This is a genomic window from Phreatobacter sp., assembly GCF_022843985.1.
In the GTDB taxonomy this organism is placed as follows: domain Bacteria; phylum Pseudomonadota; class Alphaproteobacteria; order Rhizobiales; family Phreatobacteraceae; genus Phreatobacter.
Map to the genome: position 1 here is coordinate 47,850 of NZ_JALHMP010000005.1, position 14,544 is coordinate 62,393.

Genomic DNA, 14,544 nt, shown 5'->3' on the forward strand with positions numbered 1-14,544 from the left:
CGGTCAGGCCGTCTTGTCGACGGTCAGTCCGGTGCCGGGGGCAGGGCTCGCCTGCACTGCCGATGCCAGCAGGTCGACGACGCCCTGGTCGGCCTGGACCTGCTGCTTCACCATGGCGGTCTGGATGCCCATGCGGGTCTGCTCGCTCTGCATGGCGATCATCGTGCTGGCGATACCGACTGTCGACATGGGTCGTCTCCTGTCCCGGATTCCATCTCTCGCACGGCGCGGTTAATGAAGCCTCTCGGGCCGGTGCGCCTGTCAAGATGTGGATACCTCCGCCCGGCCGGACAAATATGTGGTCGGCGATGATCGCGGCCCCTAGACTTAGAGTTGCATCGGGTGGCAACCGATTCTTTTCCCTTACCGTCCAAGGCACGGTTCTCGGTGTGATCGACAGATTTCCCCTCCTGCTGGGTACCGACGTCTTCGACGAGCGGCAGAAGCGCGAAGTTCTCTCGGAGCTTTTCGACTACCGACCCCATCTGATGGCCAGTGCTGCATTGCTGCTGGTGATCGTCCAGGTGTTCCTGGCCGGCGCTCGCCTCGAGGCCGCGATCTCTGGGCTGCTGGTTGTGGTCGGGACGCTCCTGCGCACCCTCGTCGGCCGGCGCTACCAGACGGACGAGGCTTTCGGTGATGCCGGCAAGTGCGCCAGGGCGTTTGCTGTTACATGCGTGGGTGTCGCGCTGTTCTGGGGTGTCACGGGGGCGATTCTCTACCGGGCTGCCGATGACAACATGCGAATCGTCGTGCTCGCGATTGGCTGCGTGTTTGTCCAGGCCGTGACGCTGCGCACCTATATGGCACCGGGCCCAACGATGGCCCAGGTCGCCATTCTCATTGCCTTCCATGCGGCGGCGATCGTCTATGACGGGCTCTATGCCCTCATCCCGGTCTGCATCCTCTACACCCTCTTCCAGGGCATGTGCATTCTCGCCCTCGGCCGGGTCCGGATCCGTCAGATGCGGGCGGAACGCGAGACCTTGCGGCTGCTGGACGAGCTCCAACGCACCAATACCGAACTGACCCGTGCCAATCTGCGACTTGCCGACTCCGCGCTGAGCGACCCCCTGACCGGGGTCGGCAACCGGCGACGTTTCGATGAGGCGCTCGCCACCATGGCTGCGGCAGCCGTGCGCCAGGACCGACCGCTGTCGTTACTGCTGATCGATGTCGATCACTTCAAAAGCTTCAACGACGAACACGGCCATGTCGCTGGCGACGAGGCGTTGCGGCGCGTTGCGGCGCGGCTGCGATCGATCGCCGCAGGCCCGGACCATGTGGTGGCCAGGTTCGGCGGCGAGGAGTTCGCGGTGCTTCTCGCCGGGGTCGATGCGGCGGCGGCACGCGGAATTGCCGACACGATCCTGGTCTCGATTGGCGATCACGGGGCGGAACGACCCCTGACGGTCAGCGTGGGGGTTGCGACGGCGCGCGGGCCGGACGGTACGGCGGCCCTCGTGGGCGAGGCCGATCGTGCGCTCTACGCCGCCAAGCGCGCCGGCCGCAACCGGGTGCTGAGCCACAGCGACTTTGCCGATCTGCAGCAGGCTCCGGATAGCCTCAGTGCCTGACGGCGTTGCTCAGCGGGTGGGAACCGGTCGCTCGCCGCGATAGTCGTAGAAGCCGCGCTGCGTCTTCCGGCCGAGCCAGCCGGCTTCGACATATTTGACCAGAAGCGGGCAGGGGCGGTATTTTGAATCGGCGAGCCCCTCGTAGAGCACCTGCATCACCGACAGGCAGGTGTCCAGGCCGATGAAGTCGGCAAGCTGCAGGGGCCCCATCGGGTGGTTGGCACCGAGCCGCATGGCGGTGTCGATGGCCTCGACCGAGCCGACGCCCTCGTAGAGCGTGTAGATCGCCTCGTTGATCATCGGCAGCAGGATGCGGTTGACGATGAAGGCGGGAAAGTCTTCGGCCACGGCGATGGTCTTGCCGAGCTTGGTGCAGAGCGCGCGGGAGGCCTCGAAGGTCTCGTCCTCGGTGGCGATGCCGCGGATCAGTTCGACCAGCTGCATGACCGGCACCGGATTCATGAAGTGAATGCCGATGAAGCGTTCGGGCCGGTCGGTGGTCGAGGCGAGGCGGGTGATCGAAATCGACGACGTGTTGGTGGCCAGGATGGCGTCCGGACGCAGGACCGGGCAGACGGACTGGAAGATCTTGACCTTGACCTGCTCGTTCTCGGTGGCGGCCTCGATGACGAGGTCGCAGTCGGCGAGGTCGTCCACCTTGGGGGCGCCGCCGATGCGCAGCAGGGCGTTCTGGCGCTCCTCCTCGGAAATGAGGTTCTTCGACAGCTGGCGGCTCATATTGCCGTTGATGGTCGCCAGGCCGGACTTGATGCGGTCCTCGGAGATGTCGTGCAGGGACACATCGATGCCGGCGAGAGCCGCCACATGCGCGATGCCGTTGCCCATCTGCCCGGCGCCGATCACGCCGATCTTGCGAATTTCCATGGTTCCACCCGGTGGACGGCCCGGCGCAAGGCGTCGGGCGGCGGTGCGATCAAAACGAACTGGCGGACATCTCTACGACGGTCCTGCCGCCGACGCCATCCCGACCGCGTACAAGAACGCGGGCGGAGGTCGTTCCCCGCCCGCATCGCGTCTCGACTTATTTGCCGAGCTCTTTCTCAAGCTCGGGCAGGATGGTGAAGAGGTCGCCGACGAGTCCGTAATCGGCCACCTGGAAGATCGGCGCCTCCTCGTCCTTGTTGATGGCCACGATCACCTTGGAGTCCTTCATGCCAGCGAGGTGCTGGATAGCGCCCGAAATGCCGACGGCGATGTAGAGATCCGGTGCGACGACCTTGCCGGTCTGGCCAACCTGCCAGTCGTTCGGCGCATAGCCGGCATCCACTGCGGCGCGCGAGGCACCCATGGCGGCGCCGAGCCGGTCGGCGACGGGTTCGATCACCTTGGCGAAGTTCTCCTTGGAGCCGAGTGCGCGGCCGCCGGAGATGATGATCTTGGCGGCGCCGAGTTCGGGACGGTCCGATTTGGCGATCTCCTCTCCGGCGAAGGTCGACAGGCCGGGATCGGCGACGGCCGCGACAGCCTCGATCGGGGCGCTGCCGCCCGTGCCGGCCGCCTGGAAGGAGGCGGTGCGCACGGTGATGACCTTCTTGGCATCGGTCGACTGCACGGTCTGGATCGCATTGCCGGCATAGATCGGCCGCTCGAACGTGTCGGGCGAGATCACCTTGACGATGTCGGAGATCTGCATGACGTCGAGAAGGGCAGCAACGCGCGGCATGATGTTCTTGCCGTTGGCGGTGGACGGCGCGACGAGCGCACCATAGCCGCCGGCGAGCGAGACGATCAGCGCCGCTGTGGGCTCGGCCAGGAGGTTCGCATAGGCCTTGTCGTCGGCGACCAGCACCTTGGCGACGCCGGCCAGCTTGGACGCGGCTTCCGCCGCACCCTGGCAGCCCGAGCCGGCGACGAGCACGGCGACCGGCGCGCCGAGCGCGACGGCGGCGGTCAGCGCCTTCAGGGTCGGGTCCTTCAGTGAGGCGTTGTCGTGTTCTGCGAGAAGGAGCGTGGCCATCAGAGCACCCCGGCTTCGTTCTTGAGCTTGCCGACGAGTTCGGCGACAGAGCCGACCTTGACGCCGGCCTGGCGGCCGCCGGGCTCGGCGGTCTTGAGGACATTGAGGCGGGGGGTGACGTCGACGCCATAGGCGTCGGGCGCCTTCTCGTCGATCGGCTTCTTCTTCGCCTTCATGATGTTGGGCAGCGAGGCGTAGCGCGGCTCGTTGAGGCGCAGATCGGTGGTGACGATGGCGGGCGTCTTCAGGGCGACCGTCTGCAGGCCGCCGTCGACCTCGCGGGTGACCGAGACGGTGTCGCCGGCCAGTTCCACCCTGGAGGCGAAGGTGCCCTGTGGCCAGCCGAGGAGGGCGGCGAGCATCTGCCCGGTCTGGTTGGCGTCGTCGTCGATGGCCTGCTTGCCGAGAATGACGAGACCCGGGGCCTCCTCGCCGACCACACCCTTCAGGATCTTGGCGACGGCGAGCGGCTCGACGGTGGAGTCGGTCTTCACGTGGATGCCGCGATCGGCGCCCATGGCAAGGGCCGTGCGGATCGTTTCCGCCGCGCCCTGCGCGCCGATGGAGACCACGACGATTTCGGTGGCCGCGCCCTTTTCCTTCAGACGGATGGCTTCCTCGACGGCGATCTCGTCGAAGGGATTCATCGACATCTTCACATTGGCGAGTTCGACCCCGGAGCCGTCGGGCTTCACGCGGATCTTCACATTGTAATCGACGACCCGTTTGACGGGCACAAGGATCTTCATCACGTCCCTCCCCGAGCGGATGATTTCGCGCTCGGATAATCGGATTTGAAAGTCATTTCGACCGGGCCGGCACCCTAGAAGCGGCCCCGCGGGGTGTCAACGAAACCGCCCCGGCGCCGCCATAGGGCCTTCGGGTGATGCAGCGCAACACGATCCGCCGCTTGCATCAGATCGCCAGCGTCGCGACCACCGGCACGTGGTCCGAGGGGCGCTCCCAGCCGCGTGCGGCGCGCAGGATGTCGACGGCGCGCATGGCGGGGGCGAGAGCGGGGCTCAGCCAGACATGGTCGAGGCGGCGGCCCTTGTCGGCACTGTCCCAGTCCGGCGAGCGGTAGCTCCACCAGGTGTAGAGCTTCTGCGGTTCGGGGGTCAGGGCGCGCATCATGTCGACCCAGCCGCCGGCGGTTGCCACCTCGGTCAGGCGGCGGCGTTCCAGCGGGGTGTGGGAGACGACCTTGGCGAGCTGTTTGGAGCTCCAGACGTCGTGTTCGAGCGGGGCGATGTTGAGGTCGCCGACGAGCACGGTCTTTGCCGAGCCGCCGCCGACCCTCAGCGCGTCCCAGGCCTCCATCTCCTCAAGGAAGCCGAGCTTGTGGGCGAATTTCTCGTTGACCGCCGGGTCCGGCTCGTCACCGCCGGCCGGAACATAGAAATTATGGATGCGGGTGCCGGCAGCCGGCCCCTCGGCGAGGGTGACGGCGATGTGCCGCGCGTCATTCTTGCCGCAGAAGGCGCGGCGGTCGATGTCGGCGAGGCCGTAGCGGGAAAAGACGGCGACGCCGTGATAGCCCTTCTGACCATGAATGGCGGTGTGCTCGTAGCCCATGCGCTTGACGTCGGCGAGCGGGAACTGCCCGTCGATGCACTTGGTCTCCTGCAGGCACAGGACGTCGGGCTGGTGCTCGGCGACGAAACGGGCGACCGTCTCGATGCGGAGGCGGACGGAGTTGATGTTCCAGGTGGCGATCTTGAGCGTCATGGGTCCTCGCGGGCCGGACCATAGAAGGCCGCCGTCCTCCCTGGAAGCGGCAGGACCGTCCTGTCCACGGTTTGCAACGGCGGCGGGAGAGGCCCCTTGCGGACCACCGCCAGCTTGCGGCTTGCCTGGAACGAGCTTTGATGGTCCAAACCGATTCGGACAAGGACGCCTTCCGTCATGCCGACGCTGTTCCGCTTCGTGACGATCCTGATCGTGCTCGCCGGCCTCGGCTTCTCGGGCATGCTGGCGCTCGCCTATCTGGTGGAACCGGAGGCGCGGGAGATGAGTGTGCAGGTCCCGCCCGCCCGCCTGCAGCCGCGCCGGTAGGGCGATGGCCGGGGAGATCGCCCTCTTTCTCGACATGATGGCCGCCGAACGGGGCGCCGCGCGCAACACGCTCGAGGCCTATCGCCGCGATCTCGACGACTATTCCGGTTTCCTCGCCGCCATCGGGGCGAGCCCGAAGTCGGTCACTACCGCGACGATCCGCGACTATCTGGCAGATTGCCAGGCGCGCGGCCTGAAGGCGGCCTCCGTCGCCCGCCGGCTGTCGGCGGTTCGCCAGTTGCACCGCTTCCTCTATGGCGAAGGCCTGAGCGGCGAAGACCCCGCGGCCGTGCTCGAGGGTCCGCGGCGTGGCCGGCCGCTGCCCAAGACGCTGGCGCTGGGCGAGGTCGACCGCCTGCTCGCCACCGCCCGCGAAGGGCTGGAGGACGCGACGCGACCAGTCGGCGAGCGTCTCAGGGCGGCGCGGATCACCTGTCTTCTGGAGCTCCTCTATGCCACTGGCATGCGGGTGTCGGAGCTGATCGCGCTGCCGGTGACGGCGGCGCGCCGCGACCAGCGCTTCCTCGTGGTGCGCGGCAAGGGCGACAAGGAACGGATCGTTCCCCTGAACGGGGCCGCCAAGGACGCCATGGCCGCCTATCTTGCCCTGCGCGAGATGGCGGGCCTCGGGCCGTCGAAATGGCTTTTCCCCTCGTCGGGCGAGAGCGGCCATCTGACGCGCCAGCATGTCGGCCGGGAACTCAAGGGGGTGGCCGGTGCAGCGGGCCTGTCTGCCGCCAAGGTCTCACCTCATGTCCTGCGCCACGCCTTCGCCAGCCACCTGCTGCAGAACGGGGCCGATCTGCGTGCCGTCCAGCAGCTTCTCGGCCATGCCGATATTGCGACGACACAGATCTATACCCATGTGCTGGATGAGCGGCTGAAAAGCCTGGTGCGGGACCTGCACCCCCTCGGCAACGACGGGTAGGGACAGGTCCGTCCTTGACTTGCCCTGCCCCGAAAGGCATGTGCTCGCGCTTCGTCGGGCCCTTAGGGGCCGTCCCCCGGCCCCTAAGGGTCGCCGTTCACAGGTCCTGGGCCGCACCTTGCCGATGCGCAGCTACCTCGATTTTGAAAAACCCATCGCCGAACTCGAATCCAAGGTCGAGGAACTGCGCGAGGTCGCGGCGCGTGACGGCGGGGTTTCCATCACCGAAGAGGTGACGCGCCTCGAGCAGAAGGCCGGTCAGGCGCTCAAGGATCTCTACCAGGCCCTGACGCCGTGGCAGAAGACGCTGGTTGCCCGCCATCCGGGCCGCCCCCACACCCTCGACTATATCGGCAAGCTCGTCGAGGACTTCACGCCGCTCGCCGGTGACCGCGTCTTCGGCGAGGACGAGGCCATCATCGGCGGGTTCGGCCGGTTTCGCGGCCAGAGCCTCTGCATCATGGGCCACGAACGCGGCGACACGACCGAGACGCGCATCCGGCACAATTTCGGCATGGCCCGGCCGGAGGGCTACCGCAAGGCGGTACGCCTGATGGAGACGGCCCAGCGCTTCGACATCCCGGTGGTTTCGCTGGTCGATACGGCGGGTGCCTATCCCGGTATCGGCGCCGAGGAACGCGGCCAGGCCGAGGCCATCGCCCGGTCCACCGATTGCAGCCTCGGCCTCGGCGTGCCGAACATCGCCATCATCATCGGCGAGGGTGGGTCGGGCGGGGCCATCGCCATCGCTACAGCCAACCGGGTGATGATGCTGGAACATGCCATCTACAGCGTGATCTCGCCGGAAGGGGCCGCCTCGATCCTGTGGCGCGACACGACCAAGGCGCAGGAAGCCGCCACCAACATGAAGATCACTGCGCAGGACCTGATGCGGTTCGGCGTCATCGACCAGATCGTGCCAGAGCCGCTGGGCGGCGCCCACCGTGATCCCGACCTCGCCGTGGCGCGGGTGGGCGATGCGATCGAGGCGGCGTTGCAGGGCATGGCCGGCCTGCCGCCGGACGAGGTCCGCAGGCTCCGGCGCGAGAAATTCCTCGCCATCGGTCGGACGATCTGAAAACCGGCCGGCTGAGCTGCCTGCCATGGTTCCGCCGTGTTCCTTGCCGCACCATCACCGACCTGTGACCAGCCTGAGGATTTCATTAACCTTCGGCGTGGTTTCCGGCGGGTTGCGGTAACCGCAGGTTGACGCTATCGGTCGTTTTCAAGGGTCCGTTAAGGATCATCAGCGCCAAGCTGATACCGTTCGAGGGGTCCTTTTTCGCCCTGTTTCGGGAGCATCGCATTGCAGCAGACGGCCGGTATGTCCCAGGTGGCAATCTCGCGGTCCAACCGTTTCGGCGGCTGGCGGCTGGCGCTTTCCGTCGCCGCATGCGCCGTCCTGCTCGCCGGCTGCCAGAGCCAGACCGTGTCGCGCAATGATCCCAACCGCGGCAATGTGCCGATCGCCCAGGCCGTGCTTGAGGAACTGAACGTCAAGGGCATGACGCGCAGCTCGCCGGTGCTGATGCGGATCTTCAAGGAAGAGGCCGAGCTGGAGGTCTGGAAGCGGGACGCGACCGGCCGCTTCGCCCATTTCAAGACCTATCCGATCTGCAACTATTCGGGTGATCTCGGCCCGAAGGTGCGGGAGGGAGACCGGCAATCGCCGGAAGGCTTCTACCAGGTCAATATGGGTCTGATGAATCCGCGTTCGTCCTTCTACCTCGCCTTCAACATGGGCTTCCCCAACCAGTTCGATCGCTCGCACGGCCGGACCGGCTCGCATCTGATGGTGCATGGCGACTGCTCGTCGCGCGGCTGCTACGCCATGACGGACGAGGCCATCGCCGAGGTCTATGCGCTGGCCCGCGAGGCGCTGCAGGCCGGCCAGGAGAGCTTCCAGGTCCAGGCCTTCCCCTTCCGCATGACGCCGCGGAACATGGCCCGCCACCGCAACAATCCGAACATGGCCTTCTGGAAGAACCTGAAGGAAGGCCACGATCATTTCGAGGTGACGCGCCTGGAGCCGCAGGTCGACGTCTGCGAGCGCCGCTACGTCTTCAATGCCGTGTCGCCGCAATCGGTGCTGGCGCAGGCCGGCGGCACGGGCGAGACACGCGAGATGATCGCCGTGAACGATCCCTGGGCCGGTACCCGCCGCACCGGCGCGACGCGCGCCAACGTCACGACCGTACCGGCGCCGCGCACGCCGGTGCCGACCTCGCTGAACCAGCCGGTCACGACCATGGCGCCGGTGACGCGCGAGGCACCGGCCACCGCGCGGTCGATCCGCACGCGCTTCACCGCCATCGGCGACGACACGTCGGCGCCGCGTCCGAGCTTCCAGGCCGCCGGCCGCTGCCCGGCCTATGTCGTGCCGCCGGCCATCCGCCAGGCGGTGGCGGCCAAACATGCCCGCGACATGGCGCAGGTCGCCCTGCTGTCGCGTGAGCTGCCGGCCGCCCCGGCTCGCTCCGGCATCGATGGCGGCACGCATCGCACCTTCGCGGACCGTTTTGCTCATCGCCAGATCCGCGTCGGCTCGTCGGAGCCGCACTTCTCGCTTGCCAGCCAGCAGAGCCAGCCGGTGACGCTGGTCTCGGCACGGTCGCCGATCGTTGCGGAGGCGGCACCGGCCCCCGCTCCGGCCGCTGGGGCTGCGGCCCCCGCCCTTGCTGCCGCCACATCGACGCCGGTGACCCTGGAAGCCTCCATCGCCACGACCATGATGAGCGCGCCGGTGCCGCAGCCCTCGCCGATGCGCACGACGATCGCCCAGCGGCAGAGCAGCGGTGAGGCGTCGCAAGTGCTGCCGGGCTCTGCCTTCGCTCCCGTCCAGCCGGTGGCTCAGCCGGCACAGCCCCAGGGCAACTGGTTTTCGCGTGCCATGGGCGCGCTTGGCGGCGGCAATGCCGAGACTGCGCCGGCCCAGCAGCAGGTGGCGCCGCAGGTGGCGAACCAGGGGTCCGCCCGCAACTGAGCGGTTTCCTTCTGTTCAAAGTCATGACAAGGCGGCCTGCGGGCCGGCTACCCCGTCACGCCGCCAGCGGATAGGTCTCTTCGACGAGATAGGGGCCGCCACCGACGGATTCCTTCGACGAGAAGAGCGCGAAGCTCGGCACGATGAAGGTGCGGCTCATGAACAGGCCGCGCAGCGCCAGCCAGTCGGCCACGGTGCGGGCGGTGGCGTCGCGACCGAGGCGCGCCAGCGTGATGTGGGGCACGAATTTCCGCGGTTCGGGCGACAGGCCGACGCGGCGCATGATGCGCTCGTGCTCGGCCTGCAGTTCCATCAGCGGCTGGGTCTGCCGGACCGCGACAAAGATGGAGCGCGGACGGTCACCGCCGAAGGCGCCGAGCCCGGTCAGCGTCACCTCGATGGAGCGCTTGCGCACGGCATAGAGCAGATCGGCGATCTCGTTGGCGGTGCGCTCATCGACGTCGCCGACGAAGCGCAGGGTGAGGTGATAGTCCTCCGGTTCTATCCACCGGGCGCTCATCAGGCCGCCGCGCAAACTCGCCAGATCCTCGCGCAAGGCCTCGGGAACCTCGAGACCGGTGAAGATGCGGGGCATGGCGACCTCCCTGCGCTGCACGTCGCCGCCCTTGCGGGCGGCGCAACCCTTCGTTCCCGACCGCCGCCGCGGGCGCGCCCCCGGCGAAACCGTCCGGCGACGCGGCCCCCGGCGAATCGGCTGCGGGACCCGTCGAGTGTGACGCTCGTCCCGCTCGATGTCATGACCATGACGCGGTCATGGCGCCGATCGATCAGGCGACCTTCAGCGCCGTCCAGTGATCCAGGAAAGCGTCGAGCCAGAGTCGCACGCCCGGGTCATGGAGATAGCGCCCGTCGAAATGGTCCTGCCGGGGGCGGGCATTGGGGGATGCCATCCGCTCATGCGCCCGCGTCGTCCAGCGGTTCATCATCCAGTGCGTCACCTCGGGGTGGAACTGGATGCCATAGGCCGCCTTGCCGACCCGGATCGCCTGGTTGGCGAAGCAGTCGCCGGTGGCGAGCAGTTCGGCGCCCGCCGGCACGTCGAAGCCCTCGCGGTGCCACTGGTAGACATGGTCCGGCCAGGGCAGTTCCCGTTGCGCTGCCTCGGTGGCGTGGAGCGGATAATAGCCGACCTCGACCTGGCCCTCGGGGTGGAAGGCGACCTTGGCGCCGAGATGGCGTGCCAGCATCTGCGCGCCGAGGCAGATGCCGAGAAAGGGCAACTCATCCTTCAGCGCGACGCCGATCCAGTCGGTCTCGGCCTTGATGAAGTCGTCGGGGTCATTGGCGCTCATCGGACCGCCGAAGATGACGGCGCCGGCGAGACTGCGCGTGTCGGTCGGCAGCGGGTCGCCGAAACGCGGCCGGCGGATGTCGAGGCGAAAGCCGCGCTCCTCAAGCAGGCGGCCGACCCGGCCGGGCGTCGAATGCTCCTGGTGCAGGACGATGAGGATGTCCTTCGGTCGACCGGCGCGGGACACCGACCGTTTCTGCACGACCGGCACCAGCGGTCCGGAAATCGTCGCGTCGGGTCGCAACAGGGGACGCACGGACATGGCGCGGAATCACCTCGGGGCCTGATCAACGGCCGTCAGTGTGATGAAATGATGGGCTTGCTTAAAGATGGCTGAACAAATGGCAGATGTGCGTTGCACAACTGTCACAGAGGGACGCTCAGCCTGCCAGCGCCCGGGCCAGGACAGCGGCCTCGACAGGTTTCTGCAGCACGATGTCGAAAAGGCCGGGCAGCATGTCGGCAGGATCGTCGCCGGAGAGCGCCACGAGGCGGGGATGGCGGGGATGGGCCCGCATCGCCAGGGCGACGGCGGTGCCGTCCATGTCGGGCATCCGGCGGTCGATGACGGCGACATCGAAATGGTTGGCGGCGGCCGCTTCAAGGGCGGCATGACCGCCTTCGACCGAGGTCACCTGATGCCCGAGCGCGCTGGCAATGCGTGCCACGACCTCGCGCGAGAAGGCATGGTCATCGGCGATCAGAACCTTCAGGGACGGTCCCCTCGCGGCGGTCGCGGCTTTTCCGGCGGGCATGGCGGGCATGCGACAGCCCTAACGCCGAATGACGAAGAAATGGTTTATTGCGCGGTTTCCGTTCAGGGAGTTGCGCATCCCCATGGTCGAACTCCTGCTGCTCGTCGCCCCGGTCTTCGGGCTCGTCGCCCTCGGCTACGCGGCGGCCCTGGCCGGGCTGATCGGCGAGCGGGCCAATGAAGGCCTGACGTCCTATCTCTTCGTCATCGGTGCTCCGGCGCTGATGTTCAAGCTGCTCACCGCCGCCGTCTTTCCCGGTGTTTTCCCCTGGGGCTATTGGATCGCCTACTATGCCGGCATGGCCCTCGTCTGGGGCCTCGCGACGGTCCTGGCTGCCGGCCTGTTCCGCCGCTCCCGCGGCGATGCAGTGATCGCCGGCCTTGCCGCAGGCCAGGCCAATACCGTGCTGATCGGCATCCCGATCATCCTCAAGGCGTATGGCGATGAGGCAGCCTTCCCCATTGCCATGCTGCTGGCGGTCAACCTGCCGATCACCATGACGCTGGCGACCCTGATGCTGGAGGGCACCCGGGCTGCCACCGGCGGCGCGCTTTTCGCCAAGCTCGGCCGGGGGCTGGCAACCCATCCCCTGATCATCGCCATGGCAGCAGGTGTCGCTTTCCAGTTTCTCGGCATTCGCCCGTCCGGCGTCGCGGCAACCATGCTCGACATGGTGGCCAACACGACCATCCCCCTGTCCCTCATCGCGCTGGGACTGTCGCTGAAGACCTATGGTGTACGCGCCGACGTGCCGGTGGCGCTGATGATCTGCCTGTTGCGGCTTCTGGTGCATCCCGCCATCGCCTATGTCGTCGCCCATCACGTCTTCGCGCTGCCGCCGTCCTGGACCGGGACCGTCGTGCTCTTCGCCGCCATGCCCGCGGGCATCAACGCCTATCTGTTCGCGGCGCGCTACGGGCAGGGCGTCGGCATCGCCTCGACGACGGTGGCGCTGTCCACCCTGCTGTCGGCTTTGACGTCACTCGTCTGGCTGCGGGTGCTCGGTATCGGCTGAGACGGTTCATCGCCAGTTCATGCGCCGCAAGGCGAAATCGGGGGAATTGCGTCAGGTCTCCGGATGGTGGATTGTGACGCTCACGATTTCGTGTTCAGCCGTTCGCGGGTGCCCCAGCGTTGAATCTCACACCCGCCTCCGCAGCTGACGGTCTCGACCGCAAGGTCTTCCGTGACTTCTTCGTCCTCGCCGCGGGCTGGTGGACGGGAGCGACGGCGCGTCGGGCCTGGTTCCTGACGGCGGCGCTGGCCGCCTGCCTGATCGTCAATGTCGGCATCAATTTCGCAGTCAATACCTGGAACCGCCGGTTCTTTGACGCCCTCGAGAATACCGACACCCAGACGGTGTTCTGGGCTGTCATCGTCTTCTTCGGCCTCGTGGTCTGCGCTGCCGCCATCGGCGTCGGCATCGTCCTGTCGCGCGAGACGCTGCAAGTGCGCTGGCGCGAGTGGCTGATCGGGTCGCTGATCGACCGCTGGATCGGCGGTCAGCGCTATTACCGCATGGGCCTGGCGCGGACCGAGCCGGCCAATCCCGAATACCGCATCGCCGACGATACCCGCCTGGCGACGGAACCGATCGTCGACTTCGCCATCGGCCTGCTCTCCTCCATCGTCTCGGCCCTCACCTTTGTCGGCGTCCTCTGGGTGGTGGGCGGGGCGCTGACGGTCCAGGTCGGCGGCGCAACGCTGTGGATCCCCGGCTATATGGTGCTGGCGGCCCTGGTATATGGCATCTCCATGTCGCTCCTGATGCTGTGGGTCGGCCATCGTCTGCCCGGCGCGGTGGCCCGTCGCAACGAGGCTGAGGCCAAGCTGCGCTTCGAGCTGACACGGCTGCGCGAGAATTCGGAGAGCGTCGCGCTGATCCGCGGCGAGGCGGATGAACGTCGGGCCCTCGGCACCACCTATCAGGAGCTCGTGCGCCGCTGGCTCGGCGTCGTGCGCCGGCATGGACACATCACCTGGCTGACCAACGGCAGCGGCGTCTTCGTGCCTGTCCTGCCGCTGCTGCTGGCGGCGCCGAAATATCTGTCGGGCGAATTCACCCTCGGCCAGGTGACGCAGCTCGCCGGCGCCTTCCTGCAGGTCCAGGTGGCCATCGCCTGGCTGGTCGACAATTTCCGTGCGCTCGCCCAGTGCTATGCGTCGATGCAGCGCGTCACCGAACTGACCAATGCCATCGACGATATCGACGGCGATTTCGATCGCAACCGTCAAGGCGGCCAGGGCGGCGTCGTCCTCACCCCGTCCACGTCCGGCGCGGTGCGGCTCGACGCCCTGACAATCGCCGACCGTTCGGGGCGCGTGCTCATCGACCAGGCCAATGCCCGGATCGAGGCCGGCGAGAAGGTCATGGTCTCGGGCGAGAGCGGCACCGGCAAGTCGACGCTGGTGCGCGCGCTTGCTGGCCTGTGGCCATGGGGGGCCGGCACCATCGCCCTGCCGGCCGGCGGCACCATCGCCTTCGTTCCGGAGCGGGCCTATCTGCCCGCCGGGACGCTGCGCGACGCGCTGCTCTATCCCGCCCAGAGCCTCGCCGTCGACGACGCCGTCCTCAGCGAGGCACTGACCGAGGCGGGGCTCGGCTATCTCAGCCGCCGCCTCGACGAGGTCGACCGCTGGGACCAGACCCTGTCCAACGGCGAACGCCAGCGCCTCGCCATTGCACGCCTGCTGGTCCAGCGTCCCGACCTCGTCATTCTCGACGGCGCCACCAGCGCGCTCGACGAGGGTGGCGAGGCGCGGCTGATGGCGACCCTGGTCGCCGCTCTAGACCATTCGACGCTGATCAGTGTCGGTCTGCGGCCGGGGCTCGAGGCCCTGCACGACCGCAAGCTGCAGCTGTCGCGCAGCGACCACGGGGCCCACCTCGCCTCCGTCGCCCTCAGGCCGCCGGTGGCGGTGGCGACTTCCTCACCCTAGGCCCATCGCCGCGATC

At 67.6% G+C, this 14,544-nt stretch carries 15 protein-coding genes; 7 read left to right on the forward strand and 8 right to left on the reverse strand.

Annotated features, from left to right (window positions below):
- Window positions 1–3 precede the first annotated feature (3 nt).
- Window positions 4–189, reverse strand: coding sequence for a hypothetical protein (locus tag Q0C57_RS04745; RefSeq protein WP_296572795.1), 186 nt, complete (start codon window positions 187–189; stop codon window positions 4–6).
- Between the two features lie 200 nt (window positions 190–389).
- On the opposite strand from Q0C57_RS04745, the gene Q0C57_RS04750 reads away from it, so the two are divergent.
- Entirely contained in the window at window positions 390–1,577 is a 1,188-nt protein-coding gene (locus Q0C57_RS04750) for a GGDEF domain-containing protein (protein ID WP_296572797.1), read from the forward strand.
- A gap of 9 nt (window positions 1,578–1,586) precedes the next feature.
- Here the strand turns inward: Q0C57_RS04750 and Q0C57_RS04755 are convergent, their stop codons facing one another.
- The 4 genes from Q0C57_RS04755 to xth form a co-directional block, all read right to left on the reverse strand.
- Entirely contained in the window at window positions 1,587–2,462 is an 876-nt protein-coding gene (locus tag Q0C57_RS04755; protein ID WP_296572800.1) for a 3-hydroxybutyryl-CoA dehydrogenase, read from the reverse strand.
- Between the two features lie 157 nt (window positions 2,463–2,619).
- A complete protein-coding gene (locus tag Q0C57_RS04760) occupies window positions 2,620–3,555 on the reverse strand; it encodes an FAD-binding protein (protein ID WP_296572802.1) in 936 nt (311 codons plus the stop codon).
- The gene (locus Q0C57_RS04765; protein WP_296572805.1) at window positions 3,555–4,304 is read right to left on the reverse strand and encodes an electron transfer flavoprotein subunit beta/FixA family protein; all 750 of its coding nucleotides are present in this window, start codon (window positions 4,302–4,304) and stop codon (window positions 3,555–3,557) included. Before Q0C57_RS04765 ends, Q0C57_RS04760 begins: the two co-directional genes overlap by 1 nt.
- A 166-nt stretch (window positions 4,305–4,470) precedes the next feature.
- On the reverse strand, window positions 4,471–5,283 hold the full coding sequence (xth, locus tag Q0C57_RS04770; protein WP_296572808.1) for an exodeoxyribonuclease III: 813 nt from the start codon (window positions 5,281–5,283) through the stop codon (window positions 4,471–4,473).
- Window positions 5,284–5,460: 177 nt separating this feature from the next.
- Here xth and Q0C57_RS04775 point away from each other — a divergent pair, with 177 nt between their 5' ends.
- The 4 genes from Q0C57_RS04775 (at window position 5,461) to Q0C57_RS04790 (ending at window position 9,521) form a co-directional block, all read left to right on the forward strand.
- Window positions 5,461–5,610 (forward strand): histidine kinase, encoded by a 150-nt coding sequence (locus tag Q0C57_RS04775; RefSeq protein WP_296572810.1) that lies wholly within the window; start codon window positions 5,461–5,463, stop codon window positions 5,608–5,610.
- A gap of 4 nt (window positions 5,611–5,614) precedes the next feature.
- Entirely contained in the window at window positions 5,615–6,538 is a 924-nt protein-coding gene (locus Q0C57_RS04780; protein ID WP_296572812.1) for a site-specific tyrosine recombinase XerD, read from the forward strand.
- A 124-nt stretch (window positions 6,539–6,662) separates the two neighbouring features.
- Window positions 6,663–7,616, forward strand: a complete 954-nt coding sequence (locus Q0C57_RS04785) for an acetyl-CoA carboxylase carboxyltransferase subunit alpha (RefSeq protein WP_296572814.1) — start codon at window positions 6,663–6,665, stop codon at window positions 7,614–7,616.
- 246 nt (window positions 7,617–7,862) lie between these two features.
- The gene (locus tag Q0C57_RS04790; RefSeq protein ID WP_296572816.1) at window positions 7,863–9,521 is read left to right on the forward strand and encodes a murein L,D-transpeptidase family protein; all 1,659 of its coding nucleotides are present in this window, start codon (window positions 7,863–7,865) and stop codon (window positions 9,519–9,521) included.
- 55 nt (window positions 9,522–9,576) lie between these two features.
- On the opposite strand, the gene thpR is transcribed toward Q0C57_RS04790, so the two are convergent.
- From thpR to Q0C57_RS04805, 3 genes are all read right to left on the reverse strand, one after another.
- Window positions 9,577–10,116 (reverse strand): RNA 2',3'-cyclic phosphodiesterase, encoded by a 540-nt coding sequence (gene thpR, locus Q0C57_RS04795; protein WP_296572818.1) that lies wholly within the window; start codon window positions 10,114–10,116, stop codon window positions 9,577–9,579.
- A 193-nt stretch (window positions 10,117–10,309) separates the two neighbouring features.
- Window positions 10,310–11,095 (reverse strand): glutamine amidotransferase, encoded by a 786-nt coding sequence (locus Q0C57_RS04800; protein ID WP_296572821.1) that lies wholly within the window; start codon window positions 11,093–11,095, stop codon window positions 10,310–10,312.
- Between the two features lie 118 nt (window positions 11,096–11,213).
- Window positions 11,214–11,597, reverse strand: a complete 384-nt coding sequence (locus tag Q0C57_RS04805) for a response regulator (RefSeq protein WP_296572825.1) — start codon at window positions 11,595–11,597, stop codon at window positions 11,214–11,216.
- Between the two features lie 73 nt (window positions 11,598–11,670).
- Between Q0C57_RS04805 and Q0C57_RS04810 the strand changes: the two genes are divergently transcribed.
- The gene (locus Q0C57_RS04810; RefSeq protein WP_296572827.1) at window positions 11,671–12,603 is read left to right on the forward strand and encodes an AEC family transporter; all 933 of its coding nucleotides are present in this window, start codon (window positions 11,671–11,673) and stop codon (window positions 12,601–12,603) included.
- A gap of 119 nt (window positions 12,604–12,722) precedes the next feature.
- Window positions 12,723–14,528 carry an ABC transporter ATP-binding protein/permease gene (locus Q0C57_RS04815; protein ID WP_296572832.1) on the forward strand — a complete coding sequence of 602 codons (1,806 nt, stop codon included), beginning with the start codon at window positions 12,723–12,725 and terminating at the stop codon, window positions 14,526–14,528.
- Window positions 14,529–14,544: the final 16 nt, after the last annotated feature.

Excerpts from the sequence above, each read along its gene's own strand:
- thpR (WP_296572818.1), bottom strand. The coding sequence starts at position 10,116 with ATGCCCCGCATCTTCACCGGTCTCGAGGTTCCCGAGGCCTTGCGCGAG.
- Q0C57_RS04800 (WP_296572821.1), bottom strand. The coding sequence starts at position 11,095 with ATGTCCGTGCGTCCCCTGTTGCGACCCGACGCGACGATTTCCGGACCG.
- Q0C57_RS04765 (WP_296572805.1), bottom strand. The coding sequence starts at position 4,304 with ATGAAGATCCTTGTGCCCGTCAAACGGGTCGTCGATTACAATGTGAAG.
- Q0C57_RS04810 (WP_296572827.1), top strand. The coding sequence starts at position 11,671 with ATGGTCGAACTCCTGCTGCTCGTCGCCCCGGTCTTCGGGCTCGTCGCC.
- Q0C57_RS04805 (WP_296572825.1), bottom strand. The coding sequence starts at position 11,597 with ATGCCCGCCATGCCCGCCGGAAAAGCCGCGACCGCCGCGAGGGGACCG.
- Q0C57_RS04790 (WP_296572816.1), top strand. The coding sequence starts at position 7,863 with ATGTCCCAGGTGGCAATCTCGCGGTCCAACCGTTTCGGCGGCTGGCGG.
- Q0C57_RS04755 (WP_296572800.1), bottom strand. The coding sequence starts at position 2,462 with ATGGAAATTCGCAAGATCGGCGTGATCGGCGCCGGGCAGATGGGCAAC.
- Q0C57_RS04785 (WP_296572814.1), top strand. The coding sequence starts at position 6,663 with ATGCGCAGCTACCTCGATTTTGAAAAACCCATCGCCGAACTCGAATCC.
- Q0C57_RS04775 (WP_296572810.1), top strand. The coding sequence starts at position 5,461 with ATGCCGACGCTGTTCCGCTTCGTGACGATCCTGATCGTGCTCGCCGGC.
- Q0C57_RS04760 (WP_296572802.1), bottom strand. The coding sequence starts at position 3,555 with ATGGCCACGCTCCTTCTCGCAGAACACGACAACGCCTCACTGAAGGAC.
- Q0C57_RS04780 (WP_296572812.1), top strand. The coding sequence starts at position 5,615 with ATGGCCGGGGAGATCGCCCTCTTTCTCGACATGATGGCCGCCGAACGG.
- Q0C57_RS04745 (WP_296572795.1), bottom strand. The coding sequence starts at position 189 with ATGTCGACAGTCGGTATCGCCAGCACGATGATCGCCATGCAGAGCGAG.
- xth (WP_296572808.1), bottom strand. The coding sequence starts at position 5,283 with ATGACGCTCAAGATCGCCACCTGGAACATCAACTCCGTCCGCCTCCGC.